The organism is Nocardioides sp. NPDC087217, from assembly GCF_044744805.1.
Classification (GTDB): Bacteria; Actinomycetota; Actinomycetes; order Propionibacteriales; family Nocardioidaceae; genus Nocardioides.
The window spans coordinates 852,356-871,644 of record NZ_JBIUZB010000002.1 but is presented as its reverse complement, the minus strand read 5'-3'; the positions used below and the strand labels follow the sequence as shown (position 1 = coordinate 871,644).

The 19,289-nt window shown below is 69.2% G+C and carries 20 protein-coding genes; 13 read left to right on the top strand and 7 right to left on the bottom strand.

Annotation, left to right across the window (positions count from 1 at the left end; translation table 11 throughout):
* Nucleotides 1-33 precede the first annotated feature (33 nt).
* The 10 genes from ACIO3S_RS11590 to ACIO3S_RS11545 all read left to right on the top strand — a co-directional run bounded on the left by ACIO3S_RS11590 (nucleotide 34) and on the right by ACIO3S_RS11545 (nucleotide 8,837).
* The gene (locus ACIO3S_RS11590) at nucleotides 34-810 is read left to right on the top strand and encodes an SDR family oxidoreductase (protein WP_400463228.1); all 777 of its coding nucleotides are present in this window, start codon (nucleotides 34-36) and stop codon (nucleotides 808-810) included.
* Nucleotides 807-2,177 carry a cytochrome P450 gene (locus ACIO3S_RS11585; RefSeq protein WP_400463225.1) on the top strand — a complete coding sequence of 457 codons (1,371 nt, stop codon included), beginning with the start codon at nucleotides 807-809 and terminating at the stop codon, nucleotides 2,175-2,177. The genes ACIO3S_RS11590 and ACIO3S_RS11585 overlap by 4 nt, the downstream gene beginning before the upstream one ends.
* Nucleotides 2,174-2,368 carry a ferredoxin gene (locus ACIO3S_RS11580; RefSeq protein ID WP_400463222.1) on the top strand — a complete coding sequence of 65 codons (195 nt, stop codon included), beginning with the start codon at nucleotides 2,174-2,176 and terminating at the stop codon, nucleotides 2,366-2,368. Before ACIO3S_RS11585 ends, ACIO3S_RS11580 begins: the two co-directional genes overlap by 4 nt.
* Entirely contained in the window at nucleotides 2,369-2,968 is a 600-nt protein-coding gene (locus ACIO3S_RS11575; RefSeq protein WP_400463220.1) for a hypothetical protein, read from the top strand.
* A complete protein-coding gene (locus ACIO3S_RS11570) occupies nucleotides 2,965-4,449 on the top strand; it encodes an aldehyde dehydrogenase (RefSeq protein ID WP_400463217.1) in 1,485 nt (494 codons plus the stop codon). Before ACIO3S_RS11575 ends, ACIO3S_RS11570 begins: the two co-directional genes overlap by 4 nt.
* A gap of 115 nt (nucleotides 4,450-4,564) precedes the next feature.
* Nucleotides 4,565-5,311 carry an SDR family oxidoreductase gene (locus tag ACIO3S_RS11565; protein WP_400463214.1) on the top strand — a complete coding sequence of 249 codons (747 nt, stop codon included), beginning with the start codon at nucleotides 4,565-4,567 and terminating at the stop codon, nucleotides 5,309-5,311.
* Complete coding sequence (locus tag ACIO3S_RS11560) at nucleotides 5,308-6,180, top strand: NAD(P)-dependent oxidoreductase (protein WP_400463211.1); 873 nt, start codon at nucleotides 5,308-5,310, stop codon at nucleotides 6,178-6,180. The genes ACIO3S_RS11565 and ACIO3S_RS11560 overlap by 4 nt, the downstream gene beginning before the upstream one ends.
* Before the next feature lie 17 nt (nucleotides 6,181-6,197).
* A complete protein-coding gene (locus ACIO3S_RS11555) occupies nucleotides 6,198-6,620 on the top strand; it encodes a carboxymuconolactone decarboxylase family protein (protein ID WP_400463208.1) in 423 nt (140 codons plus the stop codon).
* Entirely contained in the window at nucleotides 6,617-8,227 is a 1,611-nt protein-coding gene (locus tag ACIO3S_RS11550; protein ID WP_400463205.1) for an FAD-dependent oxidoreductase, read from the top strand. Before ACIO3S_RS11555 ends, ACIO3S_RS11550 begins: the two co-directional genes overlap by 4 nt.
* Before the next feature lie 184 nt (nucleotides 8,228-8,411).
* Nucleotides 8,412-8,837, top strand: coding sequence for a nitroreductase/quinone reductase family protein (locus ACIO3S_RS11545; RefSeq protein ID WP_400463202.1), 426 nt, complete (start codon nucleotides 8,412-8,414; stop codon nucleotides 8,835-8,837).
* 3 nt (nucleotides 8,838-8,840) lie between these two features.
* Here ACIO3S_RS11545 and ACIO3S_RS11540 read toward each other — a convergent pair whose 3' ends face one another.
* The 4 genes from ACIO3S_RS11540 to ACIO3S_RS11525 are packed head-to-tail and all read right to left on the bottom strand — an operon-like array spanning nucleotide 8,841 to nucleotide 14,500.
* On the bottom strand, nucleotides 8,841-10,097 hold the full coding sequence (locus tag ACIO3S_RS11540) for a hypothetical protein (protein ID WP_400463199.1): 1,257 nt from the start codon (nucleotides 10,095-10,097) through the stop codon (nucleotides 8,841-8,843).
* Nucleotides 10,094-11,677, bottom strand: a complete 1,584-nt coding sequence (locus ACIO3S_RS11535; RefSeq protein WP_400463196.1) for a succinic semialdehyde dehydrogenase — start codon at nucleotides 11,675-11,677, stop codon at nucleotides 10,094-10,096. Before ACIO3S_RS11535 ends, ACIO3S_RS11540 begins: the two co-directional genes overlap by 4 nt.
* Before the next feature lie 34 nt (nucleotides 11,678-11,711).
* A complete protein-coding gene (locus ACIO3S_RS11530; protein WP_400463193.1) occupies nucleotides 11,712-13,334 on the bottom strand; it encodes a GMC family oxidoreductase in 1,623 nt (540 codons plus the stop codon).
* A 2-nt stretch (nucleotides 13,335-13,336) separates the two neighbouring features.
* On the bottom strand, nucleotides 13,337-14,500 hold the full coding sequence (locus ACIO3S_RS11525) for a steroid 3-ketoacyl-CoA thiolase (RefSeq protein WP_160023309.1): 1,164 nt from the start codon (nucleotides 14,498-14,500) through the stop codon (nucleotides 13,337-13,339).
* Between the two features lie 199 nt (nucleotides 14,501-14,699).
* On the opposite strand from ACIO3S_RS11525, the gene ACIO3S_RS11520 reads away from it, so the two are divergent.
* Nucleotides 14,700-15,923 (top strand): cytochrome P450, encoded by a 1,224-nt coding sequence (locus tag ACIO3S_RS11520; protein ID WP_160023311.1) that lies wholly within the window; start codon nucleotides 14,700-14,702, stop codon nucleotides 15,921-15,923.
* On the opposite strand, the gene ACIO3S_RS11515 is transcribed toward ACIO3S_RS11520, so the two are convergent.
* Complete coding sequence (locus tag ACIO3S_RS11515; RefSeq protein ID WP_400463188.1) at nucleotides 15,914-16,423, bottom strand: GNAT family N-acetyltransferase; 510 nt, start codon at nucleotides 16,421-16,423, stop codon at nucleotides 15,914-15,916. The two genes, ACIO3S_RS11520 and ACIO3S_RS11515, sit on opposite strands and share 10 nt — an antisense overlap.
* A gap of 5 nt (nucleotides 16,424-16,428) precedes the next feature.
* Nucleotides 16,429-16,830, bottom strand: coding sequence for an HIT family protein (locus ACIO3S_RS11510; RefSeq protein WP_400463185.1), 402 nt, complete (start codon nucleotides 16,828-16,830; stop codon nucleotides 16,429-16,431).
* A gap of 317 nt (nucleotides 16,831-17,147) precedes the next feature.
* On the opposite strand from ACIO3S_RS11510, the gene ACIO3S_RS11505 reads away from it, so the two are divergent.
* Together ACIO3S_RS11505 and ACIO3S_RS11500 are read left to right on the top strand one after the other, a co-directional pair.
* Nucleotides 17,148-17,630 (top strand): hypothetical protein, encoded by a 483-nt coding sequence (locus tag ACIO3S_RS11505; RefSeq protein WP_400463182.1) that lies wholly within the window; start codon nucleotides 17,148-17,150, stop codon nucleotides 17,628-17,630.
* A complete protein-coding gene (locus tag ACIO3S_RS11500; protein WP_400463179.1) occupies nucleotides 17,627-18,223 on the top strand; it encodes a hypothetical protein in 597 nt (198 codons plus the stop codon). Before ACIO3S_RS11505 ends, ACIO3S_RS11500 begins: the two co-directional genes overlap by 4 nt.
* Nucleotides 18,224-18,273: 50 nt before the next feature.
* Here the strand turns inward: ACIO3S_RS11500 and ACIO3S_RS11495 are convergent, their stop codons facing one another.
* Nucleotides 18,274-19,236, bottom strand: coding sequence for an NAD(P)-dependent alcohol dehydrogenase (locus tag ACIO3S_RS11495; RefSeq protein WP_400463176.1), 963 nt, complete (start codon nucleotides 19,234-19,236; stop codon nucleotides 18,274-18,276).
* Nucleotides 19,237-19,289: the final 53 nt, after the last annotated feature.

Genomic DNA, 19,289 nt, shown 5'->3' with positions numbered 1-19,289 from the left:
CGAGCTACCTCGGTCAGCATTCCTGGAGGACGCATGAAGTACGCACAGCCCGACCGCCGTCCGGCCGTGATCACCGGCGCCTCCTCCGGGATCGGCGCGGAGACCGCGAAGGCGCTGGCGACCGCCGGTTTCCCGGTCGCGCTCGGCGCCCGGCGGCTCGACCGGGTCGAGGAGATCGCGGCCGCGATCCGGGCCTACGGGGGAGAGGCGGTCGCCCACCCGCTGGATGTGACCTCGGACGAGTCGGTCGCCGAGTTCGCCGCGAAGGCGGTCGCCGACCTGGGCGAGATCGAGGTCGTGGTCAGCAACGCCGGCGTCACCCATCCGGGCGCGACCGTCGACGTCTCCACGGAGACCTTCGGCGGCCAGGTCGACATCAATCTGCTCGGCGCCCACCGGATCCTGCGCGCCTTCGGGCCCGGGATGATCGAGCGGCGGCGCGGCGACCTGGTCTTCCTCTCCTCCGACGTGGCGCTCAAGCCGCGACCGTTCATGGGAGCGTACGCAGCCTCCAAGTGGGGTCTGGAAGGCATGGTCAACGCGCTCCAGATGGAGCTCGAGGGCACCGGGGTCCGGGCCTCGATCGTGCGACCCGGTCCCACCCACTCCGACATCGGCAACGAGTGGCCCGCCGAGCTCGGCGGGTTCGTGCTGGAGCAGTGGGTCAGGTGGGGCCTCGCCCGCCATCCGCACTTCCTCAAGGCCCGGGCGCTGGCCGACGCGATCACGTCGGTCGTGACCGCCAAGCGCGGGGTCCACATCAGCACCATCGACGTCAACCCCGAAGCCCCTGTGCAGGAGGCACGATGACGATCCCCACCGTCTCCACCGTCCTGGACGACCAGGACCCGAGCGTCCCCGAGATCATCCGCGGCACCGGGCACCTGCCCGAGATGCGGGTCGACCCGATCTCGCTGTTCTCCCGTGTCCGCGAGGAGTGCGGTGACCTCGGGCGCTTTCGCCTCGCCGACAAGGACGTCGTCCTGGTCACCGGTGCCGAGGCCAACGAGGCGTTCTTCCGAGCGCCCGACGACGTGCTCGACCAGGCGGCGGCGTACCCGTTCATGACGCCGATCTTCGGCAAGGGCGTCGTCTTCGACGCCTCTCCGGAGGAGCGACAGCAGATGCTGAAGAACCAGGCGCTGCGCGGCGACATGATGCGCGGACACGCGCAGACGATCGAGGCCGAGATCCGCCGGATGATTGCCGGCTGGGGCGAGGAGGGAGAGATCGACCTGCTCGACTTCTTCGCCGAGCTGACCATCTACACCACCTCGGCGTGCCTGGTCGGGAAGCCGTTCCGTGAGGAGCTCGACTCGTCCTTCGCCCAGCACTATCACGAGCTGGAGCACGGCACGGACGCGATCGCGTACGTCGACGCCTACGCCGACATCGAGAGCTTCCGGATGCGCGATGCCGCCCGCGACAAGCTCGTCGCGCTGGTCCAGGCGATCATCGACAAGCGGGTCGCGCGGGGCAAGGTCGCTCGCGAGGAGCGCGACCTCCTCGACGTGCTCATCTCGATCGACATGGACACGGACACCATCACCGGCGTCTTCATCTCGATGATGTTCGCCGGCCACCACACCTCCTCCGGCACCGCGTCGTGGGCGATGATCGAGCTGCTGCGGAACCCGTCGGTGATGGCCGACGTCGTCGGCGAGTTGGACGAGCTCTACGCGGACGGCAGCGAGGTGTCCTTCCAAGCGCTGCGCTCCATCCCGGTGCTCGAGGCGGCGCTGAAGGAGACGCTGCGGCTGCACCCTCCGCTGATCATCCTGATGCGGCTGGTGCGCGAGGACTTCGAGCTGCTCGGCGAGACCATCCCGGCCGGCACCCTGCTCGCCGCGTCGCCACGGGTCTCCAACCGGATCGAGGCCGACTTCCCGAAGGCGGACTCCTTCGACCCGAGCCGCTACATCGACCCGCGCCAGGAGGACATGCAGAACCGCTGGACCTGGATCCCGTTCGGCGCCGGCAAGCACCGCTGCGTCGGCAACGCGTTCGCGATGATGCAGATGAAGGCGATCTTCTCGGTCATCCTGCGCGACTACTCGTTCGAGGCGGCGCAGCCGCTGGAGTCGTACGCCGACGACTTCACCAAGATGGTGATTCAGCTCCAGCAGCCATGCCGTGTGCGCTACCGGCGGCGGCCCGTGGGTGGTGGCAGAGCATGAAGCTGACAGCCGACCTCGGGCTCTGCCAGGGGCATCAGGAGTGTCTCGCCGAGGCCCCGGAGCTCTTCGGCTTCGACGACGACAGCTACCAGGTGGTCGTACGCATCACCGAACCGTCCGAGGAGCAGCTCCCCGCCGCGCGTGCGGCCGTGAAGTACTGCCCCGCTTTCGCTCTCACCCTGGAGGACTGAATGGACCGCGCCGAGATCGAGAGGTTCTGGGCTCACTGGCTCGACCTCAACCGGAAGGCGGAGGCCGACGGCAACTGGTCGCCGCTCGCCGACGTGTACGCCGAGGACGCGACGTACGGCTGGATGTACACCCCCGACGAGCACTTCATGGCCGTGGGCCGCGAGCAGATCCGGGAGTGGGCGCTCGGGACCGAGATGGCCGGGCTCGAGGGCTGGCACTACGACTACCAGGCGACGGTCATCGACGACGTCAACGCCATGGTGATCGGCTTCTGGCGGCAGCGGGCCGGGATCGTCGACGACACGACCGGCGAGGAGTACGAGATCCTCGGGATCGGTGGCTCCTGGTTCGGGGTCGCACCGCGGCCCGACGGCGACGGGCTGGAGTTCGCCTGGCAGCGGGACTGGTTCGACCTGGGGTCCACCGCGACCACCTTCCTCGACATCGTCAAGGCCAAGAAGGCCACCGCCGGGCTGCTGGAGCGGATGTCGCTGAACGGCATGGAGCAGCCCGGCCACTACCGCCTCGCCGACCTGCCCTCGACCGTCTGGCCGCCGCCCGTCGCGGCCGGGAACTTCGTGACCCAGGAGCCCGTGTGACGACCCGAAACCCCACCAACCCAGCCGCCCAGCAGCTCGTCGACGGCAAGCTCGGCGCGGCCGCATCCGGCGAGACCTATGCGATTCTCAACCCCGCCACGGGGCGGGAGATCGGGCGCGCGCCCGACTCGACGGCCCAGGACATGGACGCCGCCATCGCCGCCGCCCGCAAGGCCTTCGACGAGACCGACTGGTCGACCGACGTGGCGCTGCGGGTCCGGTGCCTGCGCCAGCTCCACCAGGCGCTCCTCGATAACGCCGAGGCGCTGCGTGAACTGACCACCGCCGAGGTCGGCGCGCCCGCGTTCCTGGTCTCCGGGCCGCAGTTCGACACCCCGGTCGAGACGTTGAAGTGGACGATCGACCTGGCCGAGTCCTTCGAGTGGGAACGCGACCTCGGCATCGGGGTCACGATGGGCATCTCGTCGCGGCGGACCGTGCGGCGTGAGGCCGTCGGGGTCGTCGCGGCGATCACACCGTGGAACTTCCCCAACCAGATCAACCTGGCCAAGATCGGCCCGGCGCTCGCGGCGGGCAACACGGTGATCCTCAAGCCCGCCCCGGACACGCCGTGGCTGGCCGCGGAGCTGGGCCGGCTGGCGGCCGAGCACACCGATCTGCCGCCGGGCGTCTTCAACGTCGTCACCCCGCGCGACAACCGGGTGGCCGCGATGCTGGCCGAGGACCCGCGGGTCGACCTGGTCTCCTTCACCGGGTCGACGGCCACCGGGCGAGCGATCATGGCGGCCGCTGCGCCCAGCCTGAAGAAGGTCTTCCTCGAGCTCGGTGGCAAGTCCGCGGCGATCGTCCTCGACGACGCCGACATCGCCGCCGCCGCCTCGATGGCGGCCTTCTCGGTGGCCGTTCACGCGGGTCAGGGCTGTGCCCTGACCACCCGGCTGCTGGTGCCTCGGGAGTCCTACGAAGCGGCCGTCGAGGCGGCCGCCGCGACGATGTCGTCGCTCGGCGCGGGCGACCCGGCCGATGCCGGCACGATCTGCGGACCGGTGATCTCCGCGGTCCAGCGTGACCGGATCCTCGGCTACCTCGCGCTCGCCGAGGAGGAGGGTGGCCGCATTGCCACCGGCGGAGCCGTGGGGGTCCAGGACGGCGACCTCGCCGGCGGCTTCTGGATCCAGCCCACCGTCGTCGCAGGCCTCGACAACACTGCCCGCGTCGCCCGCGAGGAGATCTTCGGCCCCGTGCTCACGGTGATCCCGCACGACGGCGACGACGATGCCGTACGCATCGCCAACGACTCGCCCTACGGCCTCTCCGGCTCCGTGGAGTCGGGGTCGCTGGAGCGCGCGAAGTCGGTGGCCGCCCGCATCCGCACCGGCACCATCGGCGTCAACGGCGGCCAGTGGTTCGGCCCCGATGCGCCGTTCGGCGGCTACAAGCAGTCCGGCCTCGGCCGGGAGATGGGTGTCGAAGGCTTCGAGGAGTACCTCGAGACGAAGCTCATCGCGGAGCCCGCATGAAGCCGACCCGGCTCATCCTGACGAAAACCGACGCCGAGTCGGCTCGTCATGACGCGCCGACTCGACAGGGACTGATGTCAGGATGCGCCGACTCGGCGCGGGAGAGGACGGACGGATGAGGTTCGAGAACAAGGTCATCGTCGTCACCGGGGCGGCGCAGGGGATCGGTGAGGCGTACGCGAAGGGGCTGGCCGCCGAGGGGGCCGCCGTCGTCGTCGCCGACCTGAACGAGGAGAAGGGGCAGCAGGTCGCCAAGGAGATCGAGGCGGCGGGCGGAGTCGCCCGGTTCGTACGCTGCGACGTCTCCGACCACGCGTCGGCGGCCGCGCTGGTGGAAGAGACGACCGAGGCGTACGGCGGGATCGACGGGCTGGTCAACAACGCCGCGATCTACGGCGACATGGCCTTCGACCTGCTGATCACCGTCGACTGGGACTACTACGAGAGGTTCATGAGCGTGAACCTCAACGGTGCGCTGGTGATGACCCGCGCCGTCTACCCGGCGATGCAGAAGCGGGGCGGCGGGGCGATCGTCAACCAGTCCTCCACCGCGGCCTACCTCTACTCCGGCTTCTACGGACTGGCCAAGGTCGGCATCAACGGGCTGACCCAGCAGCTCGCCCATGAGCTCGGCGGGATGAACATCCGGGTCAACGCGATCGCGCCGGGGCCGACCGACACCGAGGCGACGCGAGTCCAGGCCGGCGACGCGGCGCGAGAGATGACGAAGGGCATGGCGATCAAGCGCCTCGGCACCACCGAGGACATGGTCGGAACCGCGAAGTTCCTCCTCTCCGAGGACTCCGCGTGGATCTCCGGCCAGATCATCGCCGTCGACGGCGGCGGGACGTTCCGACTGTGACCGCGGCGCCCAGGACACGTGCGGGGTTCATCGGCCTCGGCAACATCGGCAAGCCGATGGCGCTCCAGCTCGCCCGCACGGACGGGATCGAGCTGTGGGTGCACGACATCGCCGAGGAGCCCGTCGCCGAGCTCGGTGCCGCCGGTGCGAAGGCGGCGGGCTCGGTCGCCGAGCTGGCCTCGGCCGTCGACGTACTCAGCGTGATGGTGCGCGAAGACGACCAGGTGCGCGAGGTGCTCGCCGAGGTGCTCACGTCCGTCGGTGACCGTCCTGGGCACGACCCGCTGACGGTCCTGGTGCACTCGACCGTCGCCCCGGAGACGCCGGCCGAGCTGGCCGAGACCGCCGAGCCGCACGGGGTGAACGTGCTCGACGCCCCCGTCTCCGGCGGCCCGATGGGAGCCGCCGAAGGCACCCTGGCCATCCTCGTGGGCGGCACCCCGGAGGCGTACGCTGCGGCCGGCCCGGTCCTGACCGCGATGGGCTCCAAGGTGGTCCATGCCGGCCCGGTCGGCGCCGGGACGAGGTTCAAGCTGGCCCGCAACCTGCTCCACTTCGCCTCCTTCACCGCCGCCACCGAGGCCCAGCGGCTCGCCGAGGCGGCCGGGCTCGATCTGGTGGCGCTCGGTGAGGTCGTACGCCACACCGACGCGATCACCGGCGGACCGGGCGCGATCCTCTACCGCGACACCACCGCCCCGATTGCTCCCGACGACTTCTGGCACAGCGTCTTCGGCCACGTGGTCGCGCTGGGGGAGAAGGATCTCGGCTTCGCGATCGAGCTCGCTGAAGAGCTCGGCGTCGAGGTGCCGCTCGCCCGACTCGCCCTCGACCGGCTGGCACCCGGGCTCGGGCTCCCCAAGGACTGAACGAGGAACACGGAATCATGAACGACGACACCGACAAGTTCGCCGACCTCCCCGAGCAGCGCGCCCGAGGCCTGCGCAAGATGGAGGAGGTCTACGGCTTCGACATGGCCGACGGCGAGGGCGACTTCTTCCGCTACACCGCCGACCATCTCTTCGGGGACATCTGGCAGCGCCCGGGCCTGACCACCCGCGACCGCCGGCTCTTGCTTATCGGCCTGCTCGCAGGCCAGGGTGCCGCGGACGTGCTCGGGATCCAGATCCCCGCGGCGTACGCCAACGGCGAGCTCTCCGAGGACGAGCTGCGCGAGATCGTGGTGTTCCTGAGTCACTACGCGGGCTGGCCGAACGGTGCCAGGATGAACACGGTGGTCGAGGAGACCATCGGGAAGGCCCGGAGGAAGGCCGAGAAAGAGGCCCAGGGAAAGGCTCAGCGCTCATGACGTACGTCATCACCCAGTCGTGCTGCAACGACGCCTCCTGCGTGGAGGTCTGCCCCGTCGACTGCATCCACCCCGGACCCGACGAGCCGGGCTTCGGCGCCGCCGAGATGCTCTACGTCCACCCCGACGAGTGCATCGACTGCGGAGCCTGCGAGGACGCCTGTCCGGTCAACGCGATCTACCCGGACTACGAGGTCCCGGACGCGTTCGCGCCCTACGTCGACATCAACGCCGCCTTCTTCGAGTTCACCGGCGAGCAGGAGGAGCCCGCGCCGCTGCCGTCGCCGGGCCCGAAGATCCCGGGCGGGCCGCTCAAGGTGGCCGTGGTCGGAGCCGGCCCGGCCGGTTGGTACGTCGCGGAGGAGCTCGCCGCCACCCGCCGCTGCGACGTCGAGATCACCGTCATCGACCGGCTCGCGACCCCCTACGGTCTGGTCCGCTACGGCGTCGCGCCGGACCACCTGGACACCAAGGAGATCGTCGCCGGCTTCGCGAAGACGGCACGCCACCGCCGGGTACGGACGCGCTACAACGTCGAGATCGGGCGCGACGTCACCCATGAGGAGCTCCTCGGCGCCCACCACGCGGTCGTCTACACCACCGGCGCCTGCGAGGGCCGCAGCCTCGGCCTGCCGGGGGAGGAGCTGCCGGGCTCGACCTCCGCGGCGGAGCTCGTCGGCTGGTACAACGGTCATCCCGACCGTGCCGAGCTCACCTTCCCGCTCGCGCACGAGCGGGCCGTCGTCATCGGCAACGGCAACGTCGCCCTCGACCTGGCCAGGCTGCTGCTGGCCGACGAGGCGGCTCTGACGGCCTCCGACCTGGCTCCGGTCGCGCTCTCGGCCCTGGCGGCCAGCGGCATCCGCGAGGTCGTCGTCACCGCCCGCCGGGGTGCCGAGCACGCCGCCTTCACCAGCCCCGAGCTGCGGGCACTGGCCGACGCCCCAGGCATCGACGTCGTCGTCGACGAGGCGGACCTGACCGCTCTGCCGACCGAGACGGACGCGACCGAACGCAATGCCGCCACCTTCGGGGCGCTCCAGAAGGCCGACCTGCTGCGCGACCTGGCCACCCGGCCGCGTAGCGACGCCGCGAAGCGGCTCGTCCTCCGTTTCGGCCTCACGCCCACCGAGATCCTCGGCACGGAGACCGTTGCCGGGGTGCGCTTCGACAGCGGCGAGGAGGTCGAGGCCGGGCTGGTGGTCAGGGCCACGGGCTACCGCTCCGCAGGGGTCGACGGTGTCCCGACGGAGGCGGGCACCGGCCGGTTCCCGAACGAGGCCGGCCGGGTGATCGGTGCCGAGGCCACCTACACCGCGGGCTGGGCGAAGCGTGGTCCCAGCGGCGTGATCGGCACCAACCGCGCCTGCGCCGCCGAGACCGTACGCACCCTCCTGGATGACTACGCCGCCGGCTCGCTCGCCGACCCCACCGGAGAGCCCCTCGACGATCTCCTCGCCGAGCGAGGCGTGGTCATCGTCGACCAGACCGGCTGGAACACGCTCGACACCCACGAGTGCGAGTCCGGCAAGGAGATCGGCCGGCCGCGCGCGAAGGTGACCGACCGGGAGGAGCAGGTCCGCATCGCGGCTCTGGCCCGAGTCTGACCCGCCCCCCAGGTCGAGCCGGCGCATCCTGACAGAAAACAACGCCGAGTCGGCGCGTCATGACGAGCCGACTCGGCAGGGATTTCGGTCAGGACGAGCCGACTCGGCGTTCGGTTTGACCGGTGCTCGTTGGGGAGGTCTGCGAGAGTGGGTGAAAACCGATTCCTCGGGGGAAAGGCACTCCATGTCAGGCAGCGACTACAAGGACTGGAACCAGTCGATCATCGACGAGTTCCGCTCGAACGACGGCAACGTCACCTCGGTGCCGTTCGGGCGCGGGCTCGTGCTCGTGCACCACACCGGCGCCAAGACCGGCACCGAGAGGGTCTCGCCGGTGGCCAACCTCCACCCGGATCCCGACACCTGGCTGATCGCCGCCTCGAAGGCCGGCGCGCCCGAGAATCCGGCGTGGTACCACAACCTGCTGGCTCACCCGGAGACCAAGATCGAGACGCCCGACGAAGGGGTCGTTGAGGTCGAGGTGACCGAGCTGACCGGCGCCGAGCGCGACGCCGCCTGGGATCGCTTCAAGGCGATGAGCCCTGGTTTCGGCGAGTACGAGGCGAAGACCGACCGGGTGATCCCGGTCCTCGCGCTGCGCCGCCGCTGAACCTCAGACGGGCGTGATCGGCAGCGACCGGCGCGGCTCGAAGGCGAAGTCCGCGCCGGTGCTGAACCTCACCACCGCGACCTCGTCGGCCTCGGGAGCGGGTTCGGTGCGGCGTACGATCTCGACCCGCCAGCCGCCATCGACCGCGTCTCCAATGGACCGGACCTCGACGTCGAGATGAGGGTCGAGAGCCTGCACCGCGACCCGGAGCGGAACAGACCATTCCGGCCCGATCAGCGAGACCCAGGCACCGTCCTCGTCGGCCGCCGAAGGGCGGACGGTCAGCGCGTCGGCCTCCACCTCGACAGAGACGTACGCAGCGGGGTTGAGCATCGGATGGAGCGCGAGCAGCCGCAGGGCGCCCTTGGTGTCAGGCGGCAGCGAGAGCGCCCGGGCGAGGCGCGCGCCGGCGATGCCGGCGACCCCGACCAGCTGCTTGCGGCGGATCTCGAGGAGCTGCTCGGGCGAGGTCACCCGGGACTCCAGCGCGAGGGTGAAGCCGCGGTCGAGCAGCGCCATCTGCAGGCACACCTCGTCGGCGATGCGCACCAGCGCCGAGTGGGAGAAACCGGCCAGGTCGAGGTCGGAGACCAGTGGTCCGGCGTAGTCGGCCGCGCCGTCCTCGGACGGATCGATCGGCGCGAGCTCGAGCCCGGCCGCGCGGGAGCGCTCGTTGACGGCCAGCTCGGGGATCGCCACCGCCTCGGGATGGGCGTCGTCGATGGTCACCGTCCAGCGGCAGTGGGGGGTGCGGTCGGCCGGCGTCCGCGGCGGCCGGTGGACCGGACGCACCTGGGCCCGAGGGTGGGTCGCGATCGCGGTGGCGTCGAACGTCGGATCCTCGATGTCGTGGCACATCCCGCGGACGTACTCCTCGCCCATCGGCTCCACGTCCATCAGCGCGCCGCAGTGGTCGAGGTGGAACTCACCGTGGCGGGCGTCGTGGACGGTGTAGCGGAAGTCCATGAACTGCGGGGGCGCGCCGATGTCGAGCTGGAGGCCCTTGAAGATCGTCGGTACGTCGCCCTGCCCGGGCACCGCCGACGCGTAGCCCAGCGCGGTCTGCATCCGCCGGGTGTAGATCGGCGAGGCGGCGGCCCACTCGACGATCGCGATCCGGAGCATCTCCTCGCGCCCGAAGGCGGAGATGCACCACGCCATCCCGGAGCGGTCGATCAGCTGGCCGATCAGGAGGAGCTCGCGGACGACCTCGGCGAGCTCCTCCCGGGTCAGCTCGGCATAGCGGGAGACGGGCGTCAACGGATGTGGAGCTTCCGCATCCAGCGTAGCGACGCCTGCATCTGCTTGGCGTAGTCGTCGAAGGTCTGCTTGCCCTGCGGCCCCATGACCTGCTTCTTCAGGGTGGCGACGTTCTGGGTCTCGGTGTACTTCAGCAGTCCCTGGTCGCCGTGGCGGGCACCGACTCCGGACTGCTTCATGCCGCCCGACGGGGTCGACTTCGAGGCGTACGCGGTGGCGAGGCCGTCGTTGATGTTGACGTTGCCCGACTCGATCCGCGCCGCGACCTGTTGGGCGCGCTTGAAGTTCGTGGTCCACACCGAGGCGTTGAGCCCGTAGTCGGTGTCGTTGGCCAGCTCGATCGCCTCCTCGAGGGTCGAGTAGCGGTGCAGCGAGACCACCGGCCCGAACGTCTCGGTCACCCCGTGGAGCATCTCCTTCGTGGTGCCCTCCAGGATGGTGGGCTCGAAGAAGGTCGGCCCGATGTCGGGACGCGCCTTGCCGCCGGTCAGCACGGTGGCGCCCTTCGCGACCGCGTCCTCGACGTGCGACTGCACCCGCGCCAGATGGTCGGGGGAGACCAGCGCCCCGAGGTCGGGCCCGAAGGCGTACGCCGCCTCGATCCGCATCCTTTCGACGGCGGCCACGAACTTGTCGCGGAACTCGTCGTACATCGCCTCGGGGATGTAGATCCGCTCGATGTGCATGCAGATCTGGCCGGTGTTGCCGAAGACGGCGAACATCGAGCCGCCGACGGTCTCGTCGATGTCGGCGTCGTCGAGGACGATCATCGGGTTCTTGCCGCCGAGCTCGAGGCAGGCGCCGATCAGGTTGCGCCCCGCCTGCTCGCCGATCAACCGGCCGGTCGCGGTCGAGCCGGTGAACATCGCGTAGTCGACGTTGTCGAGCATCGTCGGGCCCACGTCCGGTCCCTCGCCGCAGACCACCTGGAACAGGCCCTTGGGCAGGCCCGCCTCCTCGAGCAGAGAGATCCCGAACAGCGGCGAGAGCGCCGTCTTGTTGTCGGGCTTGAGGAGCACCGCGTTGCCGGCCATGAGCGCCGGGATCGCGTCGGAGAGACCGGTCGCGAACGGGAAGTTCCACGGCGCGATGATCCCGACCAGGCCTCGCGGCGGGTGGCGCTCGATCGAGCTGGACAGCACCGGCATCACGCCCGGGCGCTTCTTGTCCTTGAGCAGCTTCGGCGCCCGCTTGAGGTAGTGCGAGATCACCATCGGCGGGTCGCAGACCTCCTCGAACGCGATCCGGCGGGCTTTGCCCGACTCGGCCTGGATGAGGTCGGCGATCTTGTGCTGGTTGCGCAGGATCAGCTCGTGGGCGCGCTTGAAGACGGCCAGTCGCTCCCGGAGCGGGGTCGCCGCCCACGCCTGCTGGGCAGCCCGGCCGGCTTCGGCGGCCCGCTCCACGTCTGCCGGCGAGGACTGCGGCAGCGCCACCAGCACCTCACCGGTGTAGACCTCGGTCAGCTTCCAGGACGCACCCGTCGAGGACGGGACCCGGGAGACCAGCTCGGCCAGCAGCTCCTCGGTGATCCAGTCGGGGCGGCGTACGTCTGCTGTCTTCGCGGTGTCAGTGCTCATGTCTGCTTCCGATCAGCGGTTGTCGAGGACGGCTCTACAGATTTTCGTCAAGGACGAAGGTTGCGCAACGGTCACCGATCATGACCGCGGGAGCGTTGGTGTTGCCGCCGATGATCGACGGCATGATCGAGGCGTCGGCGACGCGGAGGCCGTCGATGCCGCGTACGCGGAGCTGCGGGTCGACCACGGCCCGCTCGTCGACGCCCATCCGGCAGGAGCCGACACCGTGGTAGATCGAGGTCGCGCGGTTGGTGACCTCGTCCTTCATCGCCTCTGCGTCGATCGCCTTGCCGGGATGGATCTCCGACTTGACCTGGTCGCCGAATGCCGGGGAGGCCATGATCTCGCGGATCATCTCCACGCCCTCGAGCAGGACGCGCTTGTCGTCGGGCTCGGCGAGGTAGTTGAAGTCGATCAGCGGCTCGGCGGTCGGGTCCGCGTTACGCAGCCGCAGCGTCCCGCGTGAGCGCGGGTAGATCAGCGACGACATCACCGTCAGGGCCGCCCGCGGATCGACCTCGTGGCGGATCGGCGCGTCCTGGTTGGGGGAGGGATAGGCCCAGGGGAGCACGTGCAGCTGCAGGTCGGGTACGTCGGTGGCCAGCGAGGTGCGGACGAAGCCGACCGTCTCGAAGACGGTGTGGCCGAGGATCGACCGACCGACCGTCTGCTCCTTGAGGACCGCCTTGCCGAAGTAGCCGGCGGTGCCGTGGTGCAGCGCGGTCGGCATCTCCCAGGTGGTCGGCACGAACATGTGGTCGTGCAGGTTGTCGCCGACCGGCAGCTCGTGGATCGCGGTGATCCCGTGCTCGGCGAGGTGGGCGGAATGACCGATTCCGGAGAGCATCAGCAGCTGCGCGGAGCCGAAGACGCCCGCGGAGACGATGACCTCCTGGGTCGCCGAGATCGTCTGCGGACCCTGTCTGGTGAGGATCTCGACGCCCCTCGCCCGGCCGTTCTCGATCAGGATCCTCGAGACGTGCACCTGGGTCAGCGTGGTCAGGCTCGGCAGTTCCTGGTCGTGGAGGTAGCCCCGCGAGGCCGAGTAGCGCAGGCCGTCGATCGCGCTCTGCTGGAACGTCGAGACGCCCTCCTGCTCGGCGCCGTTGTAGTCGTCGAGCACCTTCACGTCGAGGGTCTCGGCGGCGGCGCGCTGGAAGGAGAGGGACGCCTCGGTCGGCCGCGGGTGCTTCATGACCTTGATCGGCCCGCCCGTGCCGCGGTAGTCGGAGCCACCGCCCTCGTAGTCCTCGACCCGCCGGTACGCCTCGTTGACCGAGTCCGCGTCCCAGCCGGTGTTGCCCTCGGCCGCCCAGGCGTCGTAGTTGGCCCGGTTGCCCCGGACCCACAGCAGGCCGTTGATGGAGAAGGAGCCGCCGAGCACCTTGCCGCGCGGCTGGGGGAGCTCGCGGTTGCGGGCGTGCTGCTGGGGGACCGTGTGGTAGCCCCAGTCGACGAGCTTCTTCAGCCGCGGCTCGGCGTGGAGGGGGCCGATCATGCCTGGCTTGGTCACCAGGTAGTTGCGCCTGTCGTTCTTCCCGGCCTCGAGCAGGATGACCGACTTCCCCGCCGCCGCCAAGCGGCCGGCGACGGCACAGCCGGCCGAGCCGGCGCCGACGACGACGTACTCGGCCTCGGTGACTTTGGACTTGGGCACGATCAGATCCTCTCGATGATCGTGGCGGTGGCCTGAGCGCCGCCGGCGCACATCGAGACCAGGGCGGTGCTCGCGTCGCGACGCTCGAGCTCGTGCAGCGCGGCGGTGAGCAGCCGGGTGCCGGTGGAGCCGACGGGGTGGCCGAGGGCGATCGCGCCGCCGTTGACGTTGATCTTCTCCTCGGGGACCTGGTGCACCGCGGCCCACGACATGACCACGCCGGCGAAGGCCTCGTTGACCTCGGCGATGTCGATGTCGCCGATTGTCATCCCGGTGTCCTTCAGCGCCTTCTCGGTCGCCTGGACGGGGCCGTCGAGGTGGTAGTAGGGATCCGAGCCGACCAGGTTGGACGTCACGATCCGTGCCCGAGCCTTCAGGCCCAGCGAGGCGGCGACCGCGGAGTCCATGAGCAGCAGCGCCGAGGCGCCGTCGGAGATCTGCGAGGAGGTGCCGGCGGTGTGGGTGCCGCCCTCGAGCACCGGGCTGAGCCCGGCCAGCTTCTCGAGCGAGGTGTCGCGGATGCCCTGGTCCTCGGTGACGGTGCGTATCTCTCCGGTGGGCTTGCCCTCGTCGTCGAGCATGGGGGCTTCGACGGCGAAGATCTGGCTCTTGAAGTGACCGGCGTCGCGCGCCTGGCGAGCCTTGACCTGCGACCACAGACCGAACTCGTCGACCTCGTTGCGGGAGAACCCACGGTTCTTCACGATCCGGTCGGCGCCCTCGAACTGGTTGGGCAGATCGATGTTCCAGTCTTCGGGACGTGGATCGCCGGCGCCCTTGGGCACGTTGGCGCCCAGCGGGATGCGTGACATCGACTCGATGCCGCAGGCGATGCCGACCTTGATCTGGTCGGAGGCGATCATCGCGTTGATCAGGTGCGTGGCCTGCTGGGCCGAGGAGCACTGCGCGTCGATGACGGTGGAGCCGGTGTGGATCGGCAGGCCCGCGTGGAGCCAGGCACGGCGGACCATGTTGTTGGACTGCTCGCCGGCCTGGGAGACGCAGCCGCCGATGACCTGATCCACCAGGTCAGGGTCGAGACCGGCGCGCTTGAGCACCTCGACCTGGGCGGCGCCGAGCAGGACGCCCGGGTGCAGGCCCGCGAGCCAGCCCTTGCGCTTGCCGATGGGGGTACGGACGGCTTCGACGATGACGGGCGTGCCCATGGAACCTCGCTCTTCGGGGGTTTCGACAAGTCGCTGGTGCGCGGGCGCGCACCGTCACGCCTGATGACGCGACACCGGTTACACTCGATTGTTCCAAAGTAGAACGTGTTCTCGTTTGGCGCAACCCTTGTGTGATCCTGGGCACTGTGTGAACATAAACTAGAACGTGTTACAGAAAAGACCTCGAAGGAGCACACCCGTGACCGCTCTCCCCGTGGATTTCGATCCGACTGATCCCGTGCTCAACGAGGAGCGCGTCCCGCTCCAGGAGTTCATGGAGCTGCGGCGTACGGCTCCGGTCTTCTGGATCGAGCAGAAGCCCGAGGCGCGAGCAGGGTTCCTCGACACCGGCTTCTGGGCGGTCAGCAAGCACGAGGACATCCTCGCCGTCTCCAAGGACAGCGAGAACTTCAGCACCAACGAGAACGGCGTCATCATCCGGTTCGCGCCGGACATGACCCGCGAGCAGGTCGAGCTGCAGCGCGCGATGCTGATCCACCATGACGCTCCCGACCACACCAAGCTGCGCCAGATCATCAGCCGTGGCTTCACCCCGCGTGCGATCAACGCTCTCAAGGATCGTCTGGTCGAGCGGGCCAACAGCATCGTCGACGATGCGCTGGCCAAGGGCGAGGGCGACTTCGTCGCCGAGGTCGCTGCCGAGCTCCCGCTCCAGGCGATCGCCGAGCTCCTCGGCGTCCCGCAGGAGGACCGGCGCAAGCTCTTCGACTGGTCCAACCAGATGCTCGCCTACGACGACCCGGACTACAACGCGGATCCCGAGGCCGCCTCCATCGAGATCCTGACGTACGCGATGACGCTGGCCGCCGAGCGCAAGGCGGACCCCAAGGACGACATCATCTCCAAGCTCGTCAACGCCGAGCTGGAGGGCGGCGCGCTGGGCGATGACGAGTTCGGTTTCTTCGTCATCCTGCTCGCCGTCGCGGGCAACGAGACCACCCGCAACGCGATCTCCCACGGCATGCAGGCCTTCTTCGAGAACCCCGACCAGTGGGAGCTGTGGAAGAACGAGCGCCCCGACACGATGGTCGACGAGGTGATTCGCTGGGCAACCCCGGTGACCGTCTTCCACCGCACCGCGATCAACGACGTAGAGGTCGGCGGTCAGCTCGTCAAGGCCGGGCAGCGCGTCGGGCTCTACTACGCCTCGGGCAACCACGACGAGGACGTCTTCGACGACCCCGACACCTTCGACATCACCCGCGAGCACAACCCCCACCTCGCCTTCGGCGGCCACGGCGCCCACTACTGCATCGGCGCCAACCTGGCCCGGATGGAGGTGCGGATCATGTTCGACGTGATCGCCGACCGGATGCCCGACCTGAAGCCCAACGGCGCCCCGCGCCGCCTGCGTCACGCCTGGATCAACGGCATCAAGGAGCTGCCGGTCACCTACGCCTGAGCGCCAGGCACGACGACATTAGAGAAGTGGGGCCGGCGGAACGGATAGCCCGCCGGCACCCACTTCTTCAGCGCTTCGTAGACCATCTCGTAGAGCCCCTGCTCGTACGCCTCGGTGGTCACCCACCAGCTGACGTCGACGTCGTACGCCGCCAGCTCCTCGCTCAGCTCCTGCCGTACGCCGAGCGGGTAGAGATAGGCGCACCCGACATAGCCGAGCCTGGGCGTCTCCAGGACATAGGAGAACGACTTGTTCTCCTTCCACTCGCCCTCGTGCCAGACCAGGTCGATGTAGTCGTCCTCCTCCGACGTCGGCCCGTCCGGCCACCCGCCACCCCGGGTCGCGTTGATGAGCTCCCGGTCGGCGTTGATGGCGCGTACGTCATCGGCCAGGCAGTCACGCGACAGCGGCCGCGCCGTCAGGTCACCGTGGGTGAGCACCCGAGGTGCCTCGAACCCGTCCGGCACGACGAGCAGCTTGCTCAGTCCTGCGTAGCTCACGTTCCTCACCTGAGTTCGCCGGCGAGCTGCTTGGCAAGCGTCGAGCGGATCGCGAGCCCGATGCGGTCCCGCTCGGACGCCGGGATCTGCTCGTCCTCTGGGACGACGAGGTAGCCGAACACCTTCGGGCCCATCCTGTCCGCCGGCTGGCCCGGCATCCGCGGGACCAGATGGACGTGCAGGTGGTGGTGTCCTGGAGTCTCGGAGAACTGCATGACGTAGGTCTTCTCACACCCCGTCAGGGTCCGCAGCGCCCGCGAGAGCTGCCCGAGGAGGGTGCCGAGCTCGGCATGCCCCTCGGCGTCGAGGACATCGAGGGCCGTCACGTGCTCACGCGTGACCAGGACCAGCCAGCCCGGCAGCGACGTGTTGAGCGCATGCGACGCCCGCCAGTGCGTAGTCGTCACGATCGATCCGCGAGGGGTATCCACCTCGGCTTCGCCAATGGCGCAGGTCTGGCACTCCATGCCATCGCACGTTAGCCGACACATGCTGCCAATTCAGATGGCAAAAACTCGGTAGGGATCAGCGGCCCCCACCTGGTGTGCCCCTTTGGGGGACTACGGTCTTCGTTCCTGGTCGGGCCATGATCCCGGACCAGCCTCGTCATCCGTGGTTCGTCGAAAGGGGAGTCCGTTCCATGGTTCCTCCTTCCCGTCTGCCCATCCGGACCGCAGTCGGCTTCGTACGCCGTCCTCTGACCGCGGTCGTTGGTGTCCTCTCCGTGCTGGCCGCGCTGGTCTTCTTCGGTGGCGGTGGTGTCCGTGGAATCGAGAGCGCACTGTGGGGCTACGTCGGGCTGTTCGTCTGCGCGCCGAGCGACTATTCGGTGATGGAAGCCCTGGAGTCGGACGGTGTGAATCGTGCCGCTCGAGAAGCCTTCGCATCCGAGCGTGAGCTCGAGGCGAGCTGCGATCCGGACGACCGATCGATCTCCGGAGAGATTCGCCTGTCCTCGACAGATCCTTGGGAAGTCGTCCTCCGGACGTATCAGGAGCTGATGTCTTCCAACGGTTGGGTGGTGGAGGGCCGGGTTCCGATGTGCTACCAGAAGTCTGTCGAGGGCCGCGTCATCGAGGCCTACCTTCTGCGCGGGCAACGGACCGAGGATGCGGGCGTGAAGATGGTCATCGCCTTCTCCTCGAGACCCGGAGGCTGCGAGCTGCTCGACGATCCTGAACTCGGCGAGGAATGGATGCAGGGGTGAAGCGCCACGACGGTGACCGCGTCAGGGTTCCAGGATGGGTCTTCGTGGCCGCCGTGCTGATTGCGCTGGTCTTGCTCGTCGCGCTTGCCGTTGTCGGCCTGGTCATCTGGTTCCTCCTGCCCAAGAAGATGGTGGTCGACGAGGCGGCAGAGCGACAGGCGATGAGTGACCTACAGCCCTGGGCCGACCAGCTGATGTCGATAGAGGCACCGCGTGGCACGGCTATCACGGGCCTGGACGCTGGCGTCCTTCCCTGCATCTACGACGATTCGACGAGTTCTGTGGATCAGCCGTCCGTGGCGGTGACCTGGCAGAAGCCTTCCCACAAGGGTCCGAGGTCGAGTGGCCCTACGGCATCCGATCGAGTCGAGTTCCGGCTCCTGGCCGATCGGTTCAAGGAGCTGGGGTGGAAGGTCGACGATGAGGAGTTCGTGAAGGGCGAGGACGGAGGCCCCGACCGAATGGATGCTGTCTTGGTGCGGGGGTCTGGTCGAGGAGCCCTCGAGCTGGACCTGACGACGGAGGGATCTGGATTCTCGGCGTTCGTCACCATGCCGAACGCGCCGGAAGCCTGCAAGGTCGGTCTTGCTTGACATGACCGGGCGTCGAAATGCACAAGGCCGTCGGTCGAGGCCAGATCGGCTCACTCGGGCATGACCACCACGATCTTGCCGTGGTTGGCGCCACTGGTGAGGCGCTCGTACGCCGCGACCGCCTCGCTCAGCGGAAAGGTGCTGTCGATGTGCAGCGACATCTGCTCCTCGGCCACCGCCGTGGCCGCGGACTCGGCGTGCTCGCGGGCTTGCGGGACCACGAGCACCCCGACCCGCTTCCCGGTCGTCGCGCGGATCATCGGGCCGGCGAGGAGCGTGGCGACCAGGGTGCGCGTGGATCCGCCGACGAGGAGGTAGCTGCCGCTGCGGCGCAGCGCCCGGTGGACCCGGAACGGCGAGCGGTGGGCGACCAGGTCGACGATCAGGTCGTAACGGTCCCCTTGATCGGCCCAGTCCTCGCCTGGGTAGTCGATGACAGCGCTCGCGCCGACCGCACGCAGGAAGTCCGCCTTCTCGCCACGATCGACGGCGGTGACCTCCGCGCCGTACGCCGCCGCCAGCCCGACCACGAAAGGACCACCGGCACCACCGGCGCCGTTGACGAGCACGCGGTCGCCCGTCGTGACCCGCCCCTCGATGGCGCGGACCGCGATGCCGCCGGCCTGCGGGATCGCTGCTGCCTCGGCGTACGTCAGGCCGGGTGGTTTCCGGGCGAGCAGTGCGGGCCGCGTGGCAACGTACTCGGCCAGACCGCCGCGGTAGCCCGCCAGTTCGCCGAACACCGCATCGCCGACGGCATACTCGCCGACCTCCGCGCCGACCGCGCTCACCACACCGGCGATGTCGGAGCCGGGCACCGGATGCTTCGGTCGCCGCAGGCCGCCGAGGCGGGAGTAGAACGGGCTGCCGGCCAGATTCTCGCGGTCCGAGCCGTTCAGAGAGCAGGCGTGCACCTTGACGAGCACCTCGTCGGGCGCGGGCGCGGGCACCGGTAGATCTTCCATCGTGACGGCGCCGAGACCGCCGTAGGTTCGCTGTGTCAGCGCCAGCATCGGCCGCCTCCTGTTCTCGACGTACGAGGCTACCGCCGTGCCGACGACGCCGG